Origin of the sequence: Clostridium sp. K13 (assembly GCF_019734195.1) — a bacterium.
In the GTDB taxonomy this organism is placed as follows: Bacteria; Bacillota; Clostridia; order Clostridiales; family Clostridiaceae; genus Clostridium.
The window spans coordinates 139,666-163,762 of record NZ_JAASHM010000003.1 but is presented as its reverse complement, the minus strand read 5'-3'; the positions used below and the strand labels follow the sequence as shown (position 1 = coordinate 163,762).

The 24,097-nt window shown below is 27.5% G+C and carries 23 protein-coding genes; 17 read left to right on the top strand and 6 right to left on the bottom strand.

The genetic code is table 11. The features are described 5' to 3' along the window. Entirely contained in the window at positions 1–390 is a 390-nt protein-coding gene (locus HCG76_RS03655; protein WP_195987971.1) for a PadR family transcriptional regulator, read from the bottom strand. A gap of 500 nt (positions 391–890) precedes the next feature. On the opposite strand from HCG76_RS03655, the gene HCG76_RS03650 reads away from it, so the two are divergent. The 9 genes from HCG76_RS03650 to HCG76_RS03610 all read left to right on the top strand — a co-directional run bounded on the left by HCG76_RS03650 (position 891) and on the right by HCG76_RS03610 (position 10,762). Beyond that, positions 891–1,595 (top strand): hypothetical protein, encoded by a 705-nt coding sequence (locus tag HCG76_RS03650; RefSeq protein WP_221698594.1) that lies wholly within the window; start codon positions 891–893, stop codon positions 1,593–1,595. Between the two features lie 58 nt (positions 1,596–1,653). Next, positions 1,654–2,424 carry a ClpP family protease gene (locus HCG76_RS03645; RefSeq protein ID WP_370778398.1) on the top strand — a complete coding sequence of 257 codons (771 nt, stop codon included), beginning with the start codon at positions 1,654–1,656 and terminating at the stop codon, positions 2,422–2,424. 126 nt (positions 2,425–2,550) lie between these two features. Beyond that, on the top strand, positions 2,551–4,932 hold the full coding sequence (locus HCG76_RS03640) for an FtsK/SpoIIIE family DNA translocase (protein WP_221698595.1): 2,382 nt from the start codon (positions 2,551–2,553) through the stop codon (positions 4,930–4,932). A gap of 73 nt (positions 4,933–5,005) precedes the next feature. Then, positions 5,006–6,343, top strand: a complete 1,338-nt coding sequence (rimO, locus tag HCG76_RS03635) for a 30S ribosomal protein S12 methylthiotransferase RimO (protein WP_221698596.1) — start codon at positions 5,006–5,008, stop codon at positions 6,341–6,343. Further along, positions 6,327–6,914 (top strand): CDP-diacylglycerol--glycerol-3-phosphate 3-phosphatidyltransferase, encoded by a 588-nt coding sequence (gene pgsA, locus HCG76_RS03630; RefSeq protein ID WP_221698597.1) that lies wholly within the window; start codon positions 6,327–6,329, stop codon positions 6,912–6,914. Before rimO ends, pgsA begins: the two co-directional genes overlap by 17 nt. 169 nt (positions 6,915–7,083) lie before the next feature. Further along, positions 7,084–8,127: a recombinase RecA gene (gene recA / locus HCG76_RS03625; protein ID WP_195987955.1), complete on the top strand. Its 1,044-nt coding sequence runs from the start codon at positions 7,084–7,086 to the stop codon at positions 8,125–8,127. 281 nt (positions 8,128–8,408) lie between these two features. Further along, positions 8,409–9,935 carry a ribonuclease Y gene (gene rny / locus HCG76_RS03620; protein WP_221698735.1) on the top strand — a complete coding sequence of 509 codons (1,527 nt, stop codon included), beginning with the start codon at positions 8,409–8,411 and terminating at the stop codon, positions 9,933–9,935. 165 nt (positions 9,936–10,100) lie between these two features. Then, positions 10,101–10,361, top strand: a complete 261-nt coding sequence (locus HCG76_RS03615) for a stage V sporulation protein S (protein WP_005212907.1) — start codon at positions 10,101–10,103, stop codon at positions 10,359–10,361. A 140-nt stretch (positions 10,362–10,501) separates the two neighbouring features. After that, positions 10,502–10,762 carry an HPr family phosphocarrier protein gene (locus HCG76_RS03610; RefSeq protein ID WP_042398687.1) on the top strand — a complete coding sequence of 87 codons (261 nt, stop codon included), beginning with the start codon at positions 10,502–10,504 and terminating at the stop codon, positions 10,760–10,762. Between the two features lie 56 nt (positions 10,763–10,818). Here HCG76_RS03610 and HCG76_RS03605 read toward each other — a convergent pair whose 3' ends face one another. Then, on the bottom strand, positions 10,819–11,043 hold the full coding sequence (locus HCG76_RS03605; RefSeq protein WP_221698598.1) for a DUF378 domain-containing protein: 225 nt from the start codon (positions 11,041–11,043) through the stop codon (positions 10,819–10,821). A gap of 137 nt (positions 11,044–11,180) precedes the next feature. Here HCG76_RS03605 and purB point away from each other — a divergent pair, with 137 nt between their 5' ends. The 6 genes from purB to HCG76_RS03575 all read left to right on the top strand — a co-directional run bounded on the left by purB (position 11,181) and on the right by HCG76_RS03575 (position 19,111). Further along, positions 11,181–12,611 (top strand): adenylosuccinate lyase, encoded by a 1,431-nt coding sequence (purB, locus tag HCG76_RS03600; RefSeq protein WP_221698599.1) that lies wholly within the window; start codon positions 11,181–11,183, stop codon positions 12,609–12,611. A 135-nt stretch (positions 12,612–12,746) separates the two neighbouring features. After that, complete coding sequence (locus tag HCG76_RS03595; protein ID WP_221698600.1) at positions 12,747–14,585, top strand: hypothetical protein; 1,839 nt, start codon at positions 12,747–12,749, stop codon at positions 14,583–14,585. Positions 14,586–14,700: 115 nt separating this feature from the next. Next, on the top strand, positions 14,701–16,626 hold the full coding sequence (locus HCG76_RS03590; RefSeq protein ID WP_221698601.1) for an ABC-F family ATP-binding cassette domain-containing protein: 1,926 nt from the start codon (positions 14,701–14,703) through the stop codon (positions 16,624–16,626). Positions 16,627–16,696: 70 nt separating this feature from the next. Next, positions 16,697–17,308 (top strand): acetate uptake transporter, encoded by a 612-nt coding sequence (locus HCG76_RS03585; RefSeq protein ID WP_221698602.1) that lies wholly within the window; start codon positions 16,697–16,699, stop codon positions 17,306–17,308. A 110-nt stretch (positions 17,309–17,418) separates the two neighbouring features. After that, positions 17,419–17,607, top strand: coding sequence for a hypothetical protein (locus HCG76_RS03580; RefSeq protein WP_221698603.1), 189 nt, complete (start codon positions 17,419–17,421; stop codon positions 17,605–17,607). Between the two features lie 499 nt (positions 17,608–18,106). Then, positions 18,107–19,111, top strand: coding sequence for a tyrosine recombinase XerC (locus HCG76_RS03575; RefSeq protein ID WP_221698736.1), 1,005 nt, complete (start codon positions 18,107–18,109; stop codon positions 19,109–19,111). A gap of 118 nt (positions 19,112–19,229) precedes the next feature. Here HCG76_RS03575 and HCG76_RS03570 read toward each other — a convergent pair whose 3' ends face one another. Beyond that, positions 19,230–19,628 (bottom strand): hypothetical protein, encoded by a 399-nt coding sequence (locus HCG76_RS03570; protein ID WP_221698604.1) that lies wholly within the window; start codon positions 19,626–19,628, stop codon positions 19,230–19,232. 147 nt (positions 19,629–19,775) lie between these two features. On the opposite strand from HCG76_RS03570, the gene lexA reads away from it, so the two are divergent. Beyond that, the gene (lexA, locus tag HCG76_RS03565; RefSeq protein WP_370778393.1) at positions 19,776–20,378 is read left to right on the top strand and encodes a transcriptional repressor LexA; all 603 of its coding nucleotides are present in this window, start codon (positions 19,776–19,778) and stop codon (positions 20,376–20,378) included. 62 nt (positions 20,379–20,440) lie between these two features. Then, positions 20,441–21,430, top strand: a complete 990-nt coding sequence (locus HCG76_RS03560) for a DUF3267 domain-containing protein (RefSeq protein WP_221698606.1) — start codon at positions 20,441–20,443, stop codon at positions 21,428–21,430. Positions 21,431–21,469: 39 nt separating this feature from the next. On the opposite strand, the gene HCG76_RS03555 is transcribed toward HCG76_RS03560, so the two are convergent. The 3 genes from HCG76_RS03555 to miaA all read right to left on the bottom strand — a co-directional run bounded on the left by HCG76_RS03555 (position 21,470) and on the right by miaA (position 24,089). Continuing rightward, positions 21,470–22,723 carry a methionine gamma-lyase family protein gene (locus HCG76_RS03555; RefSeq protein ID WP_370778853.1) on the bottom strand — a complete coding sequence of 418 codons (1,254 nt, stop codon included), beginning with the start codon at positions 22,721–22,723 and terminating at the stop codon, positions 21,470–21,472. A 152-nt stretch (positions 22,724–22,875) separates the two neighbouring features. Then, the gene (gene hfq / locus HCG76_RS03550; protein WP_195987939.1) at positions 22,876–23,112 is read right to left on the bottom strand and encodes an RNA chaperone Hfq; all 237 of its coding nucleotides are present in this window, start codon (positions 23,110–23,112) and stop codon (positions 22,876–22,878) included. 50 nt (positions 23,113–23,162) lie between these two features. Next, entirely contained in the window at positions 23,163–24,089 is a 927-nt protein-coding gene (gene miaA, locus HCG76_RS03545) for a tRNA (adenosine(37)-N6)-dimethylallyltransferase MiaA (RefSeq protein ID WP_221698608.1), read from the bottom strand. Positions 24,090–24,097: the final 8 nt, after the last annotated feature.

Sequence of the window (24,097 nt, the reverse complement as noted above, 5' to 3'; positions counted from 1 at the left end):
CTATTTCAACATTTCAATCATCAAATCTAAAGTGTTTTTGGTTCTTTTTAAATTATCTATATAATCAGCTATGTGATGCTTATAATAATAAACACCGTCATCGGTGATAGAATAGATTTTTTTGCTTCTTTTATTTAAGAAATCATCACCTGTCCATTTACTTATGACATAACCTTTGCTTTCAAGATCATATAGTGTTTCGTAAATTGTACTTGAGGATACTGGAAATGGTAAATTTGAACTTTGAAATACATCTTTAAATGCTTCAAGTACCTTATTACCGAATATAACTTCTCCTTTTGATAATTCCTTTAATATATAAAATGAATATAGCATTTTTGTATTAACAACATTTCTAGGTGCTATAAGTCTATTTCGATTGGTATTCATACTTGTATCACTCCTTAGATTACCATATATGATTATAATAACAAAAAATATAAATCATGTCTAATTATAAAGAATATATTCAGATTGGTGAACATAAAAAAGTAAAGTTGAATATTATATATTAAAGTACCAATGATAGGAGATGGGAAACATGTCAAAGAAGTGTTGTTGCAGAAGAAACAATTGCTGCCAAAATAATTGTTGTTGTACTTGTTGTACTCCTTGCAATTATAACAATTGCGGATGCGGCGGTTACGGAGGTTGTGGCGGCTATGGCGGCTATGGTAATTGTGGCGGCTGGGGCGGCTACGGAGGATGTGGCTGTGGCGGCTGGGCTTGGTGGATAATTTTATTATTATTCTTCGGTGGCGGTTGCTGGTAATTTATAGCTTAGTGTACCAAAAAGTGTATCAAATTTTTGGTGCACTTTTTTATTTATAATAAATTTATTTGTAATATTAGGGGAAAACTATTTTAGAAAGAAACTCTAGAGGTGTTGTATGATGAAAAAAAATACAGTTCTATTTAGCTTAATTTTAATTATTTTAATAGCTTTAAATTGTGGTATGGCATATTCGGAACCAACTGACGTTACAGAAGAAAAGAAAAGTACAGATCAGGACGAAAATATAGAAAATGAGCCATATAAAACTTTAGAAGAGTTGAAAAAGGAATTAAAAGAGGAAAGGAGACAAATAGACCAACAAAGGCTAGAGGAAATTAGAAAAAAAGAACAAGAAAAGAGAGAAGAGTTAGGAGAGAATGAAATTGAAAATGTAGAAAAAAAGGATGAGAATAATAAGGATGATAAGAAGGAGAAAAAAAGTAAAGAAAGTGAGTATATACCTTCTTTAATAGTAAGATTAAGGGGAAAGCACTCAACTAAATATTTATGCTCATATCATTTTGTTATAGAAAATGAAAATACTGAGAGTGAGCTAGACAAAACTAACTTCGACGATTATCAACTGCTTTTAAAAAAGCCTTCTTTGAAAGTTAGAGCTGGAGAAGTAATAAACTTTGAATTTAGTGAAGAGCCTATAAAAGTTAGAGCTTATATATGGGGTGATGAAATTAAAGAATTAGAAATGAAGAGAGGGACTATAAGAGTTCCAGAATTAGATAAGAAAATAGTAGTTGGAGTTGAAGGAACTTATAAAAACGGAAAAATACTTTATGCTGTTGTTTTGGATATTAGAGGGTAAGATCATATTTAAAATACAGTAAAAAAATAAATATTTATATGGAGGTAACTAAAGAATTATGAATAATGAAAATTATGAAAAAGATATTGACCAACAATTAAAATGCATGAGTGTAACTGAAGAAGAAAAACAAGAAGATAATGAGGAAGAAAAACTAAAAAAAGAACAAGCGAAAGTTTCTGAAATCAAGGAATTAGGAACAAATAATATGACTGGTCCTGATCAAAGTATTCAAATATTACCGATAATAGGTCAAATAGAAGGTCATGTAGTTTTACCACCTCAAACTAAAGCTACAAAGTATGAACATATAATACCACAATTAATTTCAATGGAGCAAAATGATAAGGTAAAAGGTATACTAATTGTATTAAATACCGTAGGTGGAGATGTTGAGGCAGGTTTAGCCATATCAGAAATGATATGTTCTTTATCAAAACCAACAGTTTCAATTGTAATTGGAGGAGGCCATTCTATAGGGGTTCCATTAGCAACCTCTGCAGATTATTCATTTATTACTCCGTCAGCTACAATGATAGTTCATCCTGTTAGAATGAATGGTTTTGTTATCGGTGTTGCTCAAACATTCCATTATTTTAAAAAAATGCAAGAACGTATAAATAATTTTATTGTGAGAACATCAAAAATAGATAGAGATGAGTTAGAGCGTATGATGTTAAAATCAGATGAATTACTAAATGATATGGGAACAATTTTAATTGGTCAACAAGCTGTTGAATGTGGCTTAATAGACAATGTTGGTGGCATAAAAGATGCTTTGGATAAATTAGATGAGCTTATAAGAGAAAAACAAGAAAAAAATAAATAAAATAAAAGAAAAAGAAATTCCTGTAAAGGAGTTTCTTTTTTAGTTGAAATGTGTTTAAAATATTTATAAGCTATAATATAATAAAATTTGCTAAAAATGATGTTTTTTTAATATAGAGGTGATTTGATGGGAACAGGGAGTAAAAAAAGAAATTCAAAAAAGAAAGGTAGTGAATCTATTGAAAAGAAGGGGGATGTTAAAGCGGTATTATATATAGCTATAGGAATATTATTAGCATTTTCAACTTATACAGATTTAGCAGGTATTTTATCTGTATTATCTAGAAGAACCATGTATAACATGTTTGGGGTAGTGGTATATCTTATACCGGTGTATCTTATTTATTTCGGAATAGATACAATAAGGTCTAAGGGAACAATAAAATATTCTAGAAGATTTTTTAGTATTACCTTATTAGCTATTGTTATTTGGCTATTTTGCAGTACAATGTCTATTCAGTTTATGAGCGGATCTGCATATAATAATGAAGGTTTTTTAGAAATGATTAAAAAAATGCATTTTTCAGATAATTATTCTCTTCATGGAGGATTTTTTGGTTTTTTAATTACATATCCGTTATCAAAGCTTATTGGATATATAGGAAGCTATATATTGTATAGCACTTTAGTTTTGATTGGTATGATATTGTTAATGGATATAACTTTATATGATATTTATATAAAGGTTAAGAATATGATAACTGCATTTATAGGCATTGGATTTTCGAAAAATGAAAATAAGAAAGTAAATCCTAAAAAGAAAAGAGAAAAAGTTATTAGTAATGACACTATTGAAGTTGTTGTTCCGGATGTTGCAAATGAAAAGGAAGAATTTATAAAGGGAATAAACAATAAAATACAAATACTAGACTTTATGAAAAATTCAGAGCTTCAAGATTCTAATCCTCTTCAAGATTTTAATTTAGAGAATACTGAAGTGTATAGTAAAGAGAATTTCGTAGAAAATGAAAAAAATAATTTAAAGAAGCATAATAAAAATTTATCTCATGAAGATAAAGAAGTTTTAAGTAAAGAGATAGAACATTCAATAAATCAAGTAGGTGAAAGTGTAAAAAAAGATTATTTATTTCCTACTATGGATTTATTAAATGTAAATTCTAAACTTAAATTAAAAAATGAAGATAAAAAAGATTTAATTGAAAATGCAAATAAATTAGAAGAAACTCTTTCTAATTTCGGGGTTGAAGCTAAAGTAGTACAAGTTACTAAAGGGCCTTCTGTAACAAGATTTGAATTACAACCAAGTCCTGGAGTTAAAGTATCTAAAATAGTAAATTTACAAGATGATATTGCTTTAGGGTTAGCAGCTGATGGAGTTAGAATGGAAGCGCCAATTCCAGGGAAAGCAGCTATTGGTATTGAAGTGCCTAATAAGAAGCAATCTCCAGTATTTTTAAGGGAAGTTCTTGATTCTAAGGAATTTACAAGTACTAATAAAAATTTAGCTTTTGCATTAGGTAAAGATATCACTGGAAAGTGTATTGTTGGTGATTTAAGTAAAATGCCACATATGTTAATAGCTGGGGCAACGGGATCGGGAAAATCTGTTTGTATAAACTCTCTTATAATAAGTTTGTTATATAAATATTCACCTGAACAAGTTAAGCTTCTTATGGTTGATCCAAAAGTTGTTGAGTTAAGTGTTTATAATGGAATACCACATTTATTAATTCCTGTAGTAACAGATCCTAAAAAAGCTGCTGGAGCTTTAAATTGGGCAGTTAATGAGATGAATAAAAGATACAACTTATTCTCGCAAATGAAAGTTAAAAATATAGGATCTTATAATAATTTATTTGAAAAAGGTGAAATACAAGAAAAGTTACCTTATATAGTAGTTATTGTAGATGAGCTTGCAGATTTAATGATGGCATGTCCAAATGATGTGGAAGATTATATTTGTAGATTAGCACAGATGGCTAGAGCGGCAGGTATGCATTTGATTATAGCTACTCAAAGACCATCAGTAGATGTAATAACAGGTGTTATAAAGGCTAATATACCATCAAGAGTTTCCTTTGCTGTTTCTTCTGGAACAGACTCAAGAACTATACTTGATCAAGTTGGAGCAGAAAAACTACTAGGAAGAGGGGATATGCTTTATTATCCTATTGGTGAAAATAAGCCAGTTAGAGTTCAAGGAGCGTTTATCTCTGAAGAAGAGGTAGAAAATGTAGTTGAATTTATAAAACAGGCTGATGAAGATATGGATTATTCAGAAGATATATTAAATCATATAAATAATGAAGTTAGTAGTGAAGCTGTAACAACTAGTGATGGTGATGAGTTATTAGAAGAGGCTATGAAAATAGTTATTGAATATCAACAAGCATCAACATCCTTTATACAAAGAAAGTTGAGAGTTGGATTTAATAGAGCATCCAGGATAATGGATGAATTGGAAGAGCGTGGAGTTATTTCTGAGAAGGATGGAAGCAAACCAAGACAAGTATTGATTGAAAAAGAAGATGTGTATGATAATCAATAGTATAAAATACTTGTAAATATAATGTAGTTAAATTACAATAAATATTATTATTTGAACTTAGGAGGAAATTATTTTGGAAAAATATAAAGTTGGAATGGTTAGCTTAGGGTGCGATAAAAATAGAGTTGATTCTGAATTAATATTAGGATCTATAAACAAACATTATGAGATAACTAATGATGCAAAAAAAGCTGACATAATTATTGTTAATACATGTGGATTTATAGAAAGTGCAAAACAAGAATCTATAGATACAATTTTAGAGATGGCAGAATATAAAAATAAACATAACTGCAAGATGCTTATTGCTACAGGATGCTTAACTCAAAGATATGGAGATGAATTATTAGATTTAATCCCAGAGATAGATATATTAATGGGTGTTAATGATTATATGAAATTGCATAAATTAATATTAGATTTTATAAAGGATCATAAAAGAATCTCATCTGCGTCATACAGTGATGAGGGAATTAATGAAGGCCTTAGATTATTAACAACTAAACAACATACAGCTTATGTTAGAATTGCAGAAGGATGTAATAATTTCTGTACTTACTGTATAATTCCTAAAATTAGAGGAAAGTTTAGAAGTAGATTAGAAAAAAATATTTTAGATGAAATAAAGATGTTAGCGGATAATGGGGTTAAGGAAATAATTTTAATTGCTCAAGATTTAACTGATTATGGTGTTGATATTTATGGAAAAAGAATGCTTCATGATTTAGTATCTAAGATATCTAAAATTGAAGGTGTTGAATGGATAAGACTTTTATATTGTTACCCTGAAGAAATTACTGATGAATTAATTGAAGAAATAGCAAATAATAAAAAAGTTGTTAAATATTTAGATTTACCAATTCAACATATCAGTAGTAGTGTTTTAAAACAAATGGGAAGAAGAACTAATAAAGAAGCTATTATAAATAAAATAGAGACTTTAAGAGCTAAAGTTCCAGGGATAGCATTAAGAACATCTTTAATTGTTGGATTCCCAGGAGAAACAGATGAAAACTTTGAAGAATTAGAAAAGTTCTTAGAAGAATATAAATTAGAAAATGTTGGAGTTTTTGCTTATTCTCAAGAAGAGGATACTCCAGCAGCTAAAATGGAAGGTCAAGTTGATGAAAAGGTTAAAATAAATCGTCAAAAGAAGCTTATGGCCCTTCAAAGAAAAGTTGTTAAAGCACAAAATCAATTGAAAATAGGAAATATTTATGATATTATTATAGATGGAAATAATGGAGAATATTACACTGGAAGAAGCTACGAAATGGCTCCTGAGATTGATGGTCTTATTTACATAAAAAAAGAAAAATCATTAAATTTAGGTGATATAGTAAAAGTTAAGATTCATGATGTTATGGAGTACGATTTAATAGGAGAGGTTTTAGATGAATTTAGCAAATAAATTGACAATGATTAGAATATTTTTAGTTCCTGTCTTTTTGATTTTTATAACGCTAGAAGATATTCCTTATGGATCAATAATAGCTACTGTTGTGTTTATCATAGCATCATTAACTGATCAATTAGATGGTCATATAGCTAGAAGTAGAAATCAAATAACTAATTTCGGAAAATTTATGGATCCGTTAGCAGATAAATTATTAGTAACAGCAGCATTGGTTTCTTTAGTCGAACTTAATTTAGTACCAGGTTGGGCTGTAGTTGTTATTCTTGCAAGAGAGTTTGCGGTATCTGGATTAAGAACATTAGCTGCTTCAGATGGTATAGTTATAGCAGCTAGCTGGTGGGGAAAAATTAAAACAGTAACACAGATGATAGCAATATTACTATTATTAATAAAAGTAAATATTAATTCTTCTGTAAGTGCAATTAATTTTGTAAATAATAATAGCTTCTTAAGTGGTTTCTTTGCTTATGTACCAGAAACTATGATGTTTATAGCTGTTTTAATAACAATTATTTCAGGTATTGATTATTTTGTAAAAAATAAAAATGCTATTTCTATGAAATAGATGTTTAAAAGCGGAGTAAATGGATATAATTTTAAAAAAAGGTTCCTTCTATATTTTATAGTAGGAACTTTTAATATATAAAAAAAGATAATAAATGTTGACTATGAATTAAATATAAATTATAATTTATTCATAGAAGAACAAATGTTCATGAAAGGGTGGTTATTTTATGGCAAATATAGATGAAAATAAGTTAAAAGCAATTGAGAATGCAATGAGTCAAATTGAAAAGCAATTTGGTAAAGGTTCTATAATGAAATTAGGTGAGCACAGCACTTTGAATATAGATTCAATTTCAACTGGGTGCCTTGATTTAGATATAGCTTTAGGAATTGGTGGAGTTCCTAGAGGAAGAATAATAGAAGTTTACGGTCCAGAGAGTTCAGGTAAGACAACAGTTGCATTACACATTGCTGCAGAAGCTCAAAAATTAGGTGGAGCAGTAGCTTTTGTAGATGCTGAACATGCATTAGATCCTAGCTATGCAAGAAATTTAGGAGTAGATACAGAAAGTCTTATTGTATCTCAACCAGATACAGGAGAACAAGGTCTTGAGATTGCTGAGGCACTAGTTAGATCAGGAGCTATAGATGTTCTTGTAGTTGACTCAGTTGCAGCTTTAGTTCCAAGAGCTGAAATAGAAGGTGAAATGGGAGATTCTCATGTTGGTTTACAAGCTAGATTAATGTCTCAAGCATTAAGAAAATTAACAGGTACAATTAATAAATCTAAATGTGTAGTTATCTTTATAAACCAATTAAGAGAAAAAGTTGGAGTTATGTTTGGAAATCCAGAAACAACTACTGGTGGTAGAGCTCTTAAGTTCTATTCAAGTGTAAGAATGGATGTTAGAAGAATAGATTCAATAAAACAAGGTGATGAAATTGTTGGTAACAGAACAAGAGTTAAGATAATGAAAAATAAAGTTGCACCTCCATTTAAGCAAGCTGAATTTGATATTATGTACAACGAGGGGATTTCTAGAACTGGTAATATTGTTGATGTTGGTGTTAAAGAAAATATTGTTCAAAAGAGCGGAGCTTGGTTCTCTTATGGTGATATAAGATTAGGTCAAGGTAGAGAAAATGCTAAACAATATTTAAAAGAAAATCCAGAAGTTGCATTAGAAATTGAAAATAAGATAAGAGCAAAGCATGAATTACCTTTAATGGAAGATAAAAGCAAAAAAATAGATAAAAAAGAAAATAAATAAGTACTAATAAAGGACTATATAATTAACATTAATTATATAGTCCTTTAATAGTACTTATTTAAATAGGGAATACTAAAAATGAAGTATATAGCTATAATTTCTTATATCTATATACCAATCAACTAATCTTGACATAATTTTGTTTTTAAGGTAAAATAATAACAAATACTGGTTTATCATATTCATAGGGACAGTGAGAATAATATGGCACCTAGACGTTCTCTATTCAAATATAAATAGAGATTTTACGAGGAGGTGTTAGTTTGGATAATATATTACCAATGATATTGGTCGATATTTTATTATTAGTAGTATTCGGTTTTATCGTATACAAAGCTATACAAAAAGCCACACAAAAGAAAGTTTTATTTTTAGAAAAAGAAGCAGATGATTTAGTGGAAAAAGCTAAAAAAGAAGCTGAATCAACTAAAAAAGAAGCTATTTTAGAGGCTAAAGAAGAGGTTCACAGACTAAGAAATGATTTAGACAGAGATTCTCGAGAGAGAAGAAATGAAATTCAAAGGCTTGAAAGAAGAATTCTTCAAAGAGAAGAATCTTTAGACAAAAAGAGTGATCTTTTAGAAAAGAAAGAAGAAACTATCAATAAGAGATTGCAAGAAATTGATCAAATGGAAGAAAACGTTCAGCAGTTATATGTAAAAAGAAGAGAAGAATTAGAAAGAATTTCTAATTTAACATCAGAAGAAGCGAAAGAGATTCTTCTAGGAGAAGTTAGAAAAGAAGTTTCTCACGATGCGGCTTTATTGATTAAAGAAATTGAATCAAAAGCTAAAGAAGAGGCTGATAAAAAGTCTAGAGAAATTATAACTACTGCGATTCAAAGATGTGCAGCTGATCATGTATCTGAATCAACAGTTCATGTTGTTGCATTGCCAAATGATGAAATGAAAGGCAGAATTATTGGAAGAGAAGGTAGAAACATAAGAACACTCGAAACATTAACAGGAGTAGATTTAATAATTGATGATACTCCAGAAGCTGTTATTTTATCTAGCTTTGATCCTATAAGAAGAGAAGTAGCTAGAATAGCACTTGAAAAATTAATTGTAGATGGAAGAATACATCCAGCTAGAATTGAAGAAATGGTTGAAAGAGCCAAAAAAGATGTTGAAAATGATATTAAAGAAGAAGGCGAACAAGCGACTTTAGAAACAGGAGTACATGGTTTACATCCTGAAATTATAAGACTTTTAGGAAGATTAAAGTATAGAACTAGCTATGGTCAAAATGTTTTAAAACATTCAATAGAAGTTGCATACTTAGCAAGCGTTATGGCTTCAGAGCTAGGTCTTGATGTGAATTTAGCTAAAAGAGCAGGTTTATTGCATGACATTGGTAAGGCAATAGATCAAGAGCAAGAAGGTCCTCATGCTTTGATCGGAGGAGATTTTGCTAAAAAGTATCACGAATCACCTTTAGTGGTAAATGCTATTGCAGCTCACCATGGGGATGTGGAAATGATGTCTTTAGAAGCTGTTTTAGTTCAAGCAGCTGATGCAATATCAGCAGCAAGACCAGGAGCAAGAAGAGAAACGCTAGAAGCTTATATTAAGAGATTAGAGAAACTTGAAGAAATTGCAAATTCTTATGAGGGCGTAGATAAGTCATATGCCATTCAAGCTGGAAGAGAAATTAGAATTATGGTTAAACCAGAACAATTAGACGATGCTGGTTCAATAGAGTTAGCTCGTAATTTAGCTAAAAGTGTTGAAGAACAATTAGAGTATCCAGGGCAAATTAAGATCAATGTAATAAGAGAAATAAGAGCTGTGGATTTTGCTAAATAAATAAATAAAAATACATTTTGTATTAACACAAAATGTATTTTTTTTATTTTATAATTTTTTTAAATTAAAGAAGGAAATTTAAGTATTTTGTAGAATATATAATCATATAAGTAACTATACGTTATTAGATGTAAACGATTTTAAAATCAGGAGGTAGAAATACAAATGGAAGTATTAAAAGTATCAACAAAATCTAATCCAAATTCAGTGGCAGGTGCGTTAGCAGCAATAATTAAAGAAAAAAATATTGTAGAAATACAAGCTGTAGGTGCAGGTGCAATAAATCAAGCGGTAAAGGCTATAGCAATTGCAAGGGGCTTTGTAGCACCAAGCGGAAGAGACATAGTATGTGTGCCTGCCTTTACAGATATAGAAATTGATGGAGAGGAAAGAACTGCTATAAAACTAATAGTTCAACCTAGATAAACATGTAAGAAAATGATTCGAGAATAAAAAAATGCTTAACTTTTTTATTAAAAAGCATTTTGGTCTTGAAATTCTTCGAAATACGTTATATAATGTAATCGTTAGATATATAATATATTATACGTAAAGAGGTGTGTTTAATGGTATCTAAAGAAGTAATAGTAAACAATGGAACTGGTTTACATGCAAGACCAGCGACTTTATTAGTTAAAAAGGCTTCATCTTTCAAATCAGATGTAAGCATTGAATTTAACGGAAAGAAAGCTAATGTTAAAAGCTTAATCGGTGTTTTATCATTAGGAGTTACTAAAGGAGCTAACATCACAGTTACAGCTAGTGGTGATGATGAAACTTTAGCAGCTGAAGAAATCGCTAAATTAATCGAAACTTTAGAAGACTAAGATAAAAAAAGTGCTTTATGCACTTTTTTTATTTTGCTAATTTTTATGTAGTGGAATTAATTATTATTTATTGTTTTAAATATATTACATCTAAATAGAAGGGAAATTAGATCAATTGCGCCAACTAAGATTAAAATATATATTATTCTAAAAATAATAACGTTATTACCTACTAAAGAAGCGATAATATTAGTACTGAAAAGACCAATGCCGCCAGAATTAAATGCACCTAATAAAACAAGAATAGCAGAGAGTTTGTCAAAGAAATTTAATTTACACATAATAATTCCTCCGTATTATATATTTATATAAAATAATATGAAAATTTTTTTGGAATTATAACTGACAAACTAAATAAAAATATGTTATAATACGAATTATATTAAATACATAATAAAAAATATTCGGAGGTATTCAAATGACAAACTTATACAATTCGCCATTAAACTCAAGATATGCATCAAAGGAAATGAGTTATGTATTTTCTGATGATATGAAATTTTCAACTTGGAGAAAGCTATGGGTTGCATTAGCTGAAGGTGAAAAGGAGTTAGGCTTAAATATTACTGATGAACAAATAAATGAATTAAAGTCTAATATAGATAATATAAATTATGAAGAAGCTATTAAGAAGGAAAAAGAAGTTAGACATGATGTTATGAGTCATGTTTATGCTTATGGATTACAATGTCCAAATGCAAAGGGAATAATACATTTGGGAGCTACAAGCTGCTATGTTGGTGACAATACTGATATAATAATAATGAGAGATGCTTTATTATTAACTAAGAAGAAAATAGTAACTGTATTATATCACCTTTCTAACTTTGCAATGAAATATAAAGATATGCCAACTTTAGGTTTTACACATTTCCAACCTGCTCAATTAACTACAGTAGGTAAAAGAGCTTCATTATGGATGCAAGATTTAGTTTTAGATATAGAGAATATTGATTTCTTATTAACTAAATTAAAATTAAGAGGAGTAAAAGGAACAACTGGTACTCAAGCTAGTTTTATGAATTTATTTGAAGGTGATGAATCAAAAGTTAAAGCATTAGATACATATGTTGCTGAAAAAATGGGATTCGATAAGAATTATGGAGTAACTGGTCAAACATATCCTAGAAAAGTAGATTCTATAGTTTTAAATACATTATCTGAAGTTGCTCAAAGTGCATATAAGTTTAGTAATGATTTAAGATTATTACAAAGTATGAAGGAAGTTGAAGAACCATTTGAAAAACATCAAATAGGATCATCTGCAATGGCATATAAAAGAAATCCTATGAGAAGTGAAAGAATTGGTGCCTTAGCTAGAACTGTAATTGTAAATGCGTTAAATCCTGCTATAACAGCTTCTACACAATGGTTTGAAAGAACTTTAGATGATTCAGCTAATAAGAGAATATCTGTTGCAGAAGCATTCTTAGCTTTAGATGGAGTATTAAACTTATATATTAATATAGCTGAAAATATGGTTGTATATGATAAAGTAATTGCTAGTCATGTTAATAACGAATTACCTTTCATGGCTACAGAAAACATAATGATGGAATCTGTTAAAAAAGGCGGAGATAGACAAGAATTACATGAAAGAGTAAGAGTTCATTCTATGGCTGCATCTCAAAGAGTTAAAGGCGAAGGCTTAAACAATGATTTAATAGAGAGAATTATAGCAGATGAATCATTTAATTTAAGTAAAGAAGAAATTTTAGCTATTATAGATCCACAAAAGTTTGTTGGAAGAGCTCCAAGTCAAGTTGTTGAATTTATAGAAGAGTATGTTGAACCTATTATAAGAGATAATAAAGATGCTCTTGATATAAAAAGTGAAATAAATGTTTAGATATTAATATAAAACTCGTTCAGGGCATAGTTACATGTCAGGGACGAGTTTTTTTATTAAAATCATATTCGTAGTAATCTAATTAATTTAGAAAACATATTTATATAGTAATAAGGGGATGAGGAGAATATTACTATGAATAGTGTATATAGACTTATGTTAAATAATAAAGCTTTTGATGATATAGTAGAAAATTTAATAAACAATAAAAAGGTTGCAATAATTAAACAGGGTAATGAATTAGAGGAACTTATTATATATTTTAAAGAATTTATAATTAATAATTTTGATAAAGATAGTTTGATTATAGAAATTAATAAAATTATGAGTGATACTAATGATAAGAATTTAGAAATAAAAAAGATAATAGTTCTTAGAAGGCAAATTGTTAATAATGCAGAAAATATTATTAAAATATTCTCTGGATTTATTGATAAAGATTCTAAAAAATACTCTTTAAATGATTTATATTCAATAACTCAGAAAATTATTGAATTTAAAGATAAAGAGTTTGAGTATTATTCTTTATTAAGTAAGGCTTCTATTATAATTGAAAATGATAGTTCAATTATAATAAAAAAAGTAAAAGAATTAATAAAAAATAATTATGTAAATACTTTTATAAGATATAAAAAATTTAAAAGTAATAAGAGATTTGATGTGCTTAGAGATGATATTCAAGCAAATTGTATTGATGATATAATTAGAAAGCTAAGTGGAGTGTTAAACAATACTTTTGCCTTTATACCACCAATTTATTTTAATGATTATACTAGTGATTTCCAAGAGGATAAAGTTTATTATAAAAATTATAGTAATGATCAGATTAAAGAGATAGCTAGAAATGTGAACTATAAGCATAATAAGAATATATTAGATGATATAGAAAAGTTAAAATGGTATAAGTACATTGGAATAAAAAGATATAAGGAAATGATTAATAAGAAAAAGAAAAGATATGAGGAATATAATGAAAAGGAAGAATTAATATATAATCAATATATAGAAAACATAGAAAATTTAAAGTTTTTTTCTAATTCATTCTCATTTGTAAAAAAAGTATTTAAAAATGAAGTTTTGGACAAGATAAATAATTGTATTATAAATGAGGAAGAATTATATAATTATATTTTATATATAAAAGAAACCTTATCTATTTATAAGGATTATTTAACATTAGAAAAGAAAGTTAAGAGTTTAGATGAGGATTTAATTAAACTTTTAGAATATATATATGAAAAAATAGATGATAAGGGTGAGTTAATAAATATATTAGAATTTATAGAAAACTACTATTTTTATAAACAAATAGAATATGTGGAAAACGAAAGAATAGATATTATAAATTCTTATAATAAAGTATATGAAAAGATAAATAAATTAAATGAATCATTAAAATCATATAATAAAATTCTAATACAAGCTTTAAGAGAAGGCTGTATTAAAGGAATGAAAGAGTTTTGTGAAAGTAAAAATATAAAACTTGATGGTGTTGATGTAGATAAGTTATGTGATAATAGATATGATGAAGAAAATAATGAATTATTATTAAATATATTTCCTATATTAATTTTAGATGAAAATCAATATAAACAATATAAAGATAAGATAGATAGAAGTTTTGATTTAATTGTAAGTCAGTCAGACTTTAATGAGAAAATAGAAGAGAAAAGTGTTAAAGAAAATAAGAGATGCAATGAAAGATTAGATAGAAATATTTTCAAAATGCTAAATAATTTAGGGTATACTATTTTTAGAAAAGATGATGATATTTCAGTGATATATGTTAATTTTAATAAAGAAAAAGATAAAGTTATATATATAAATAATAAAGAGCTTTTTGATTATGAAGAACTTATTAAAATAATAGATTTAATGAATTCAGAGGATAAAATAATTTTTGTTTGGTATAGAAATTGGTGGTTAAATAAAAATGATGAGGTAGAGAAAATACACAAATTAATAAATGAATAATAGAAATAAGAGATATCTAAAATAAGATATCTCTTATTTTTTTTATTAAATTTGAACTATATCATTAAAATATGATAAAATTAGTGAATGAAATGAATAATCAAAGGAGAAAAAAATGAATTTATTAAACATTGAAAATATTAGTAAAACTTATAGTGAAAAAATACTATTAAATAATGTATCTTTTGGTATAAATGAAGGAGATAAGATTGGAGTTATAGGTTTAAATGGTAGTGGAAAATCTACTTTATTAAAAATTATAACTGGTAAGGATGAATTTTTTGAAGGAACCTTAACTAAAGGTAAAGGTGTTAGGATAGAGTATTTAGAACAAAACTCACCATTTGATTCAGATGCAACTGTGCTTCAACAAATATTTAAAGGTGATACTCCTGAAATGAAATTGTTAATGGAGTATGAAGAGTTATTGGAAAAAATGAATTCTAATGGTTTTAATGAAGAGGATAATAATAGACTGATTAAAATTCAAGAAAAAATAGATGCTTTAAATTTATGGAATTTAGAGAGTGAAGTAAAGGTGATACTAAATAAACTTGGAATAAAGGATTATACACTGAAAATGGGCTCTTTATCAGGTGGTCAAAAGAAAAGAGTATTTTTAGCTTCTGCATTAATTAAACCTTGCGAATTATTAGTTTTAGATGAGCCTACAAACCACTTAGACTCAGATTCTATAGAGTGGTTAGAAGAATATTTAAATAATAGAAAAGGAGCTCTATTAATGATTACTCATGATAGATACTTCTTAGATAGAGTATCTAATAGGATATTAGAGTTAGATAGAGGAAGTATCTATCAATATGTAGGTAATTATAGTGACTTCTTAGAGAAAAAGGCTGAAAGGTTGGAATTAGAATCTGTATCAGAGGAGAAAAGACAAAAGTTAATTCAAAAAGAATTACAATGGGTTAGAAGAGGGGCTAAAGCTAGAACAACAAAACAAAAGGCTAGACTTCAAAGATTTGATGATTTAGTTAATCAAGATTATATAGCACAAAAGCCAAATGTTGAAATGTCTTTCATAGGTACTAGATTAGGTAAGAAGATTATTGAGATGCATAACATATGTAAGGGGTATGGAGATAAAAATCTTATAAATGATTTTAACTATACCATTTTAAAGGAAGATAGAATAGGTATAATAGGAAATAATGGTGTTGGTAAGACAACTCTATTAAGTTTAATAAGAGGTTCAATTAATCCTGATAAGGGAGAAGTTGAAGTTGGAGAAACTGTAAAAATAGCAACATTTACTCAAGATGATTCTCATATGGATTTAACTATGAAGGCTATTGATTATATAAGAGAAGGTGGAGAGTGGATACCAACAGAGGGTGGTAGTAAAATAAGTGCTTCTCAACTAGCGGAAAGATTCTTATTTGATGGAACAATGCAGTATACTATGATTGAAAAACTATCAGGAGGAGAGAGAAGAAGATTACACCTAATGAGAGTTCTAATGGAGGCTCCTAATGTTCTTATACTAGATGAGCCTACAAATGATCTTGATATAGAAACTCTAAAAATATTAGAGGATTTTATTGATGAGTTTGTTGGTGTTGTAATAGTTGTATCTCATGATAGATATTTCTTAGATAGAATTTGTAATAAGATTTTTTCTTTTGAAAATAAAGGATTAATTAATATATATAACGGAAACTATAGTGATTATTTAATAAATAAAGAAATAAAGTTCTTAAAGGAAAAAGAGGAGCAGGGTAATAAGGTAGAAGCTACTAAGAAAAAAGAGTACGTTAAGAATAAAGATGAAAGACCTAAGTTTACTTTTAAGGAACAAAAAGAATTTGAAAATATTTATAGTGATATTGAGGCTATAGAATTAAAAATAGCAGGGATAGAAGAGGAAATGGAGAAAAACTCTAGTAGTTATGGTTTGTTAAATGAATTAGATCAGGAAAAGGGGAAATTAGAAGAGGAACTGTTAGAAAAATATGAGCGCCAAGAATATTTAGAGGAGATTGCTAAAAGAATAGAGGAATATAATAATAATAGATTATAAAGCGTTGACAAGATAAGCAGTTTCTGATAATCTTGATTAGGTCATAATAAATGTTTCTTAGGAGGAAAAAATGGAAAACACGCAAAAGATAAAAATTGTTACTGCTGATCCGTCAGCATTAGGTTTATTTGGACTAGCTATAATTACTTTAGTTGCTTCATCTCAAAAATTAGGGTGGACTTCAGGAGTATCTTTAGTATTGCCATGGGCTATATTCTTAGGAGCAACAGCTCAATTATTTGCTTGTATCAACGATTTTAAACATGATAATACTTTTGGAGCAACAGCATTTGGTGCTTATGCATTCTTCTGGTATTCAATGGGATTCACATGGTTAATTCAAAATGGAGTATTTGGAGAAAAGTTAGCTCAAGCTACAGATACTAAGCAATTAGGGTTTGCTTTCTTAGGATACTTAATATTTACTGCATTTATGACAATAGGTGCAATGGAAACTCACAAAGTATTATTTATAATATTTGTTTTAATTGATTTCTTATTCATAGGCTTATCATTAAATTCTTTTGGTATTATGCCAGAGTTTTCACATGGGTTAGCTGCATGGTCTGAATTATTAATAGCAATAATGTCATTCTATGGTTCTGCAGCAGCTGTATTAAATAAGCATTTTGGAAGAGTATTTTTACCAGTAGGAAAACCATTTGGGATTTTCAAAAAGTAAATTAAATTTATAAAGAGAAGGAAAGGTTTGTATAAACTTTTCCTTTTTTTCTTTATAAATTTAAAATCATGATGTATACTAAAAGTATAATTGAAACAAAGGAGTAAGTTATGAAGATTAAGATTAATATTAAAGGGCAAAAGGATCCTATAATATATAGTGGTGATCGTATTGATGTTCTTGATTTTGAAATGAATGGAGAAAAATATAAACAAATAAGATATTTTAGAAAGGGTTTTTCTAAATCAGAATTATTAAAGGCTGATTTGATTGTTAAAATTGTAGAGATTGAAAAATAAAACGTATTTTTATATACGTTTTATTTTTTTTGTTTAGAAATACACATGGCTCTTGAAAAAAATATAAAATTTTTATTTTTTTATTAAAGTGAAAATGATAAAGTTAATAAAAAGTTGAAATTTAAAATTTGTAGAAATCAAAGTGTTAAATAAAGATAAATTTAAATAATAATGGAAGTTTAAAAGCGATAGATATAAATAGGTGTATATGTAAGAAGTTTTTATAATTTAGGTAAGAATAATATACAATATAATAAAAATAAGAGTAAAAACTCAAAAAAACACCGAAAAAACTCTAAAATTTATTTCGCTAAATAACCATTTAGCGAAATAAAGTGTATTGTTAGCATAAAATACCTATGATATAATGAAATTAATGTTAAAGTAACATTTTAGGGGGATTTAAATGACTGAAATAGAAGGTTCAAATAATAAAAAAACAAAAAGTAAAATTGATATAAATTCAATTATAAATGATGATGAAAAATATATTAATAATATGAAAAATAGATTTGGTATTGAAGTTCAACAAATAAATAAATTGCCTAAGGTTATAATGGATTTTTTAAATTATTTAGAAACTATTAAAGGTAAGTCAAATAATACTATTGAAGCATATAAAATTGATTTATGTTTATTGTTCAAATATTTAAAGGTCTATAAAGGTTATAATATACCAGATGATATAGAGTTTAAAGATATACCTATAAATGATTTAGGTGAGGAATTTGTAAGGAGTATTGTTTTGACAGATCTTTATGCATTTTTATCTTTTGTTGAAAAACAAAGGGGTAATGGGAACTATGCTAGAGCTAGGAAGGTAGCTACTTTTAAGTCATTCTTTAATTATTTACAAGGAAAGGCTAAAATAGTAACATCTAATCCAGCAGCTGAATTGGAATCACCTAAGATAAATAAAAGACATCCAATATATCTTACATTAGATGAAAGTGTTTCACTACTCTCCTCCTTAGATCCAAGTAATTGTAATTATTTAAGAGATTATTGTATATTAACTTTATTTTTAAACTGTGGAATGCGTTTATCAGAGTTATGTTCAATAAAAATAGATAAAATTAAGGAGGATACTTTAACTATAATAGGAAAAGGTAATAAGGAACGAACTGTATATTTAAATGAAGCGTGTATATCGGCTATAAGTAATTACTTATCTAAACGAAACGACTCTAAAGCTACAGATGAAAATAAAAAGTATTTGTTCTTATCATCTAGAAATACACCAATAAACAAGAGAACTGTAGAATTGTTAGTTAAAAAGCATGTTAAAAATGCAGGATTAACCAATGCTAAGTATACGCCTCATAAACTTAGGCATACTGCTGCTACTTTAATGTATAAGCATGGAAATGTTGATATCAGAAGTTTACAAAGTATTTTAGGTCATGAGAATATATCTACAACTCAGATTTATACCCATGTAGATGAAGAAATTTTAAGAGAAGCTGCTAATGCAAACCCTTTAGCTAATATAAAAAACGATTAAAGAACATATGTTCATAACTCGTAAAAATAGCATTTTGTTATTAAAAATGCAAAAAAATATATAAAAAATTAAAAGAAACTCAAAAATTACATGAGTTTCTTTTAATTTTTTATATTTGCTATTTTTTCATTTTTCTTATACCTGGATAAATTTCTTCTGTTAATTCTTCTAATTCAGTATCATTATCTACTCCAAGTTCATCAAAATAAACTATATTATCAAAGGCATCAACATAATCTTCGTTATTATCTAAGTTATTTAAAATATCGTTATAATTTTCTAAAGTAAGTTCTTCTTCTGAAGAGTTTTCAGAATCCTGTTCCTCTTCTTTTAAAGCTTCTAAAGCATTTTTTAACTCTTCTTCAATAAATGCATTTTCTTCAACGGTTTTAGCTATATCATCAATGTTGATGGCTCTAATATCAATACCATCTTCTTCTAAACATTTTCCACAATTATCACAGATTTTTTTAGAAAATAAATCACAATAATCGTCTTCAGTATATTTATAAGTCATAAAATCACCACCTAGTTTTATTAACCTTATTATTCTATCAGTTATTTAATAATATTTCAATAATAAATATTATTATTATAAAGAACATAAGTTTGATATTGTATTTTGTATATGGTATAATATATTTAAATAAGTGAGGTGTTGAAAATGCGTGAAGTAAGCGAAAAACAAAATGAAATATATGAATTCTTAAAAACTTACACCGATAACAAAGGATACCCTCCTTCAGTAAGAGAAATTTGCGAAGCTGTAGGATTAAAATCTACATCATCAGTTCATGGCCATCTTAAACGTTTAGAAAGTAGAGGTTTAATAAAAAGAGATCCTACTAAACCAAGGGCGTTAGAGATAATAGATAATTCAGTAAAAAAAGAGATGGTTAACATTCCTATTATAGGAAAAGTAACTGCTGGTTTACCGATATTAGCAAATGAAAATGTAGAGGATATATTCCCTATTCCACTTGATTATGTTAGTCATAATAAAGAGTTATTTATGCTTAATATAAGTGGTGATAGTATGATTAATGCTGGAATATTTGATGGAGATTTAGCTATAATAGAAGAATGTAAAACGGCAAATAATGGTGAAATAGTTGTTGCATTAATAGAAAATGAAGCTACTATTAAAAGGTTTTATAAAGAAAAAAATAATATTAGATTACAACCTGAAAATGATAACATGGAAGCTATCATAGTTGATGATTGCAAAATTTTAGGTAAATTAGTTGGGTTATTTAGGACATATTAATATTTAAGGAGTCATACAATATTGTATGACTCTTTTTATTTTAATTTAAGGTGTGTGATTATATGAGAATAGATTTAGGTAGATTCATAAAAAGAAAGGAAGACTATGATAGTGAAAATATAATATCCCCTATAAAAGATTACAATAGAGACAAATATTTAAATAGAAGGGTTTTTATAAGAATACTCTTTACATTAATTTATGGTTATGGATTTGGATATATATTAGCTATAGAAGCTACTACTATACAAGAAATTAAAATAACTATCATAAATTTTATTGTTTTTTATATTCTAAGTTTTTATTTAATTCAAATTCCACATGAATTTATTCATACTTTGTTTTATAAGAAGCCATTTAAAAATAGTGGTAATACTTTAGTTTTTTTTAATAAGAAAAGAATTGTAACTTCTGAATTAAATGAAGAAATTCACTCTACTCTTCTATGTCTTAGTTTAATTATGCCATTTATATTATTTTCTATTATGCCATTAATAATAATTCAATATTTAGGATACGTTGATTTATACTTATATTCACTTTCATTTGCTAATGCAATACTATCATCAGATGATTTGCTTAATATAATTTTACAACTTTTTGTTAAACCTAATGAAAAGGGTTTTAAAAGATTATATGTTATACCTAATAATTATGATTATCTTATTGAAGTTAGTGATAACTTAGAGGTTGATTTTAAGGAAGAAAAGTTACCTGAAAGTATTGTAGAAAGTGATATAGGTATTATTATAAATGATAATAATGATAATGTTGTGGGTGAAAAAGAAACTATTATGGATACAACTTATAATGAATTAGTTGATGTTAATGAAAATGATAATAAAGAGTCTATTGATAACACTCTTAAAGAGGAAATAAAAGATCTTGATGTTACTGAAATAGACAATAAGGATATTTCTATTGAAGTGAATAACTTACAAACAGATAATACAGCTGAAATAAATGATTTGCAAATAAATAATATAGATAATGATGATAACTCTACAAATATTAATGATGTTGATTTAGATCCAAGTAATAATAGTATTTAAAAATAGGCTATATTAAAAAATATAGCCTATTTTTAATAATTAAAGTATGTTATTTAATGAAATTAATATACCTATTTTAGCATGATCGAATGTTAAACCACCTTGTAGATATGCTATATAAGGCTCTCTTATAGGAGCATCAGCAGATAATTCAATAGATGAACCTTGAATAAAAGCACCTGCTGCCATTATAACTTCATCATTATATCCAGGCATTGCCCATGGTTCACATTCAACATAAGAATCAATTGGAGATCCTTTTTGAATTCCCTTACAGAATTTTATTAAGTTTTCTCTATCATTAAACTTAATAGCTTGAATTATATCGCTTCTCTTATCGTTATACTTAGGTAAAACTTCAAAACCTGCAATTTCCATTATTCTAGAACAGAATATAGCTCCTTTAAGGGCTTCTATAACTATATGAGGTGCTAGGAATAGTCCTTGATAAAGTTGTCTCATAACGCCAAATGTAGAGCCACACTCCCCTCCTATTCCTGGAGTTGTTAATCTGTATGCAGCTTGTTCTACATATTTTGCTTTACCAGCTACATAACCACCAGTTGGTGCTATTCCACCACCTAGGTTTTTAATAAGAGATCCAGCAACTAAATCAGCGCCAACATCTGTAGGTTCAATTTTATCTATTAATTCTCCATAACAGTTATCAACAAAAACACAAACATCGCTTCTAATTTCTTTTATTTTAGAAATTACTTCTCCAATTTCAGAAACTAAGAATGATTTTCTCCAACCGTATCCAGTACTTCTTTGTATATGTACTAATTTAATTGTTAAATCTTCTTTAAGAACTTCAATAATTTTTTCAGTATCAAAAGTACCATTTTTTAAATCTACTTGTTTATAGTTAACACCATACTCTTTTAATGAGCCTATGTTTTCTTTACTACTTATACCAATTATGTTATGTAAAGTATCATAAGGAGCACCAGTAATACATACCATAGTATCTCCAGTTTTTAAATTACCCATTAGAGCACAACCAATAGCATGAGTACCATTTACGAAGTGAGGTCTAACTAATGCACTTTCAGTATTGAAAATTCTTGCATATACTTTATCTAAAGTATCTCTACCAATATCATCATATCCATATCCAGATGAATTTGTAAAATGCATATCACTTATTCTTTCTTCTTGGAATGCACTTAGTACTTTTAATTGATTGTATTCTCTTATTTCATCATAAATTTTAAATTGTTCTTCTACATCATTTAAAGCCTTTTTATATAATTCAAATACGTGTGGCTTAATGTTGTATGACTCCATCATTAACTTTTCTGTTTCTTTTAACATTAAAGTTCCTCCATTATATAATATTTCATAATTATTATATATAATTATATATTAAATATAAAGTTTTTTTATATTTAAAAATTAGAAAATTAATAAAACTAGAGAAAAGGAACTGCTATATGCAGTTCCTAAAATGATTCATTATCTGTAAAAGATATAGGTTTTGATGGGGTTATTGTTGTAATTGAATGTTTATATACTAGCATTTGTTTTCCTTCACAATCTAAAACAACAGTAAAGTTATCAAAGCATTTAACTGTTCCTCGTAGTTGAAAACCGTTAACTAAATAAATAGAGACTAATGTTTTACTTTTTCTAGCGTTATTTAAGAAAATGTCTTGGATATTATTGCTTTGTTTATTCATAATAACCACCTCCATGGCTAATAATTTATTTTAATATAATTATAAACCTATTATTTATTTAAATCATCCATTATTATTTGGAGTATTTCATCATCAGATAATATATCTTTATTTAAAAATTTAGCTCTTGGATCCTTTCTAAACCACGTTAATTGACGCTTTGCATAATTCCTAGATCCCTGCTTTATCATTTCTGTAGCCTCTTCTAATGTTATTGAGTTTTCAAGATATAAAAGAACTTCTTTATAGCCTATTCCTTGCATTGCCTGCATAGAAGAATTATACCCATTTTCCTTTAATTTAATACATTCCTCTAGTAGTCCATTTTCAAACATTATATCTACTCTTCTGTTTATTCGTTCATAAAGCTTTTCTCTATTCATATCTAAAACATAATAGTGAACGTCGTATTTACTTTTATAAAAGTCTTCACCAGCATTAAAAGAACTAAAAGGTTTATTAGTTACTTTGTATACTTCAAGAGCTCTAATTACCCTCTTCCTATTATTAGGATGAATTGAATTGTAACTGATTGGATCAATTTCTTTTAACATATTATGAATATAGTTATCACCATTAGATATTGCAAGTTCCTCTAATTCTTTTCTATACTCTTCATCATTTGTTGCATCAGTAAAGTTCATATTGCAAGTTAACGAATTAATATAAAGTCCTGTACCACCAGTTAAAATAGGAAGTTTATCGTCCAATAATAAATTATCTATTATCGGCATTGCTAAATCCTTAAAATCTACAACTGAAAATGGTTTATCAGGTGTTGTTACATCTAACATGTGATGTTTTACTCCATCCATTTCAGCAGGAGTTATTTTTGCTGAACCAATATCCATATATTTATATATTTGCATAGAATCAGTTGATACTATTTCTCCATTTAATTTCTTAGCTAATTCTATAGATAAAGCTGTTTTTCCTACTGCTGTAGGCCCAGCTAAAACTAGTATTTTATTTTTCATATTATAAA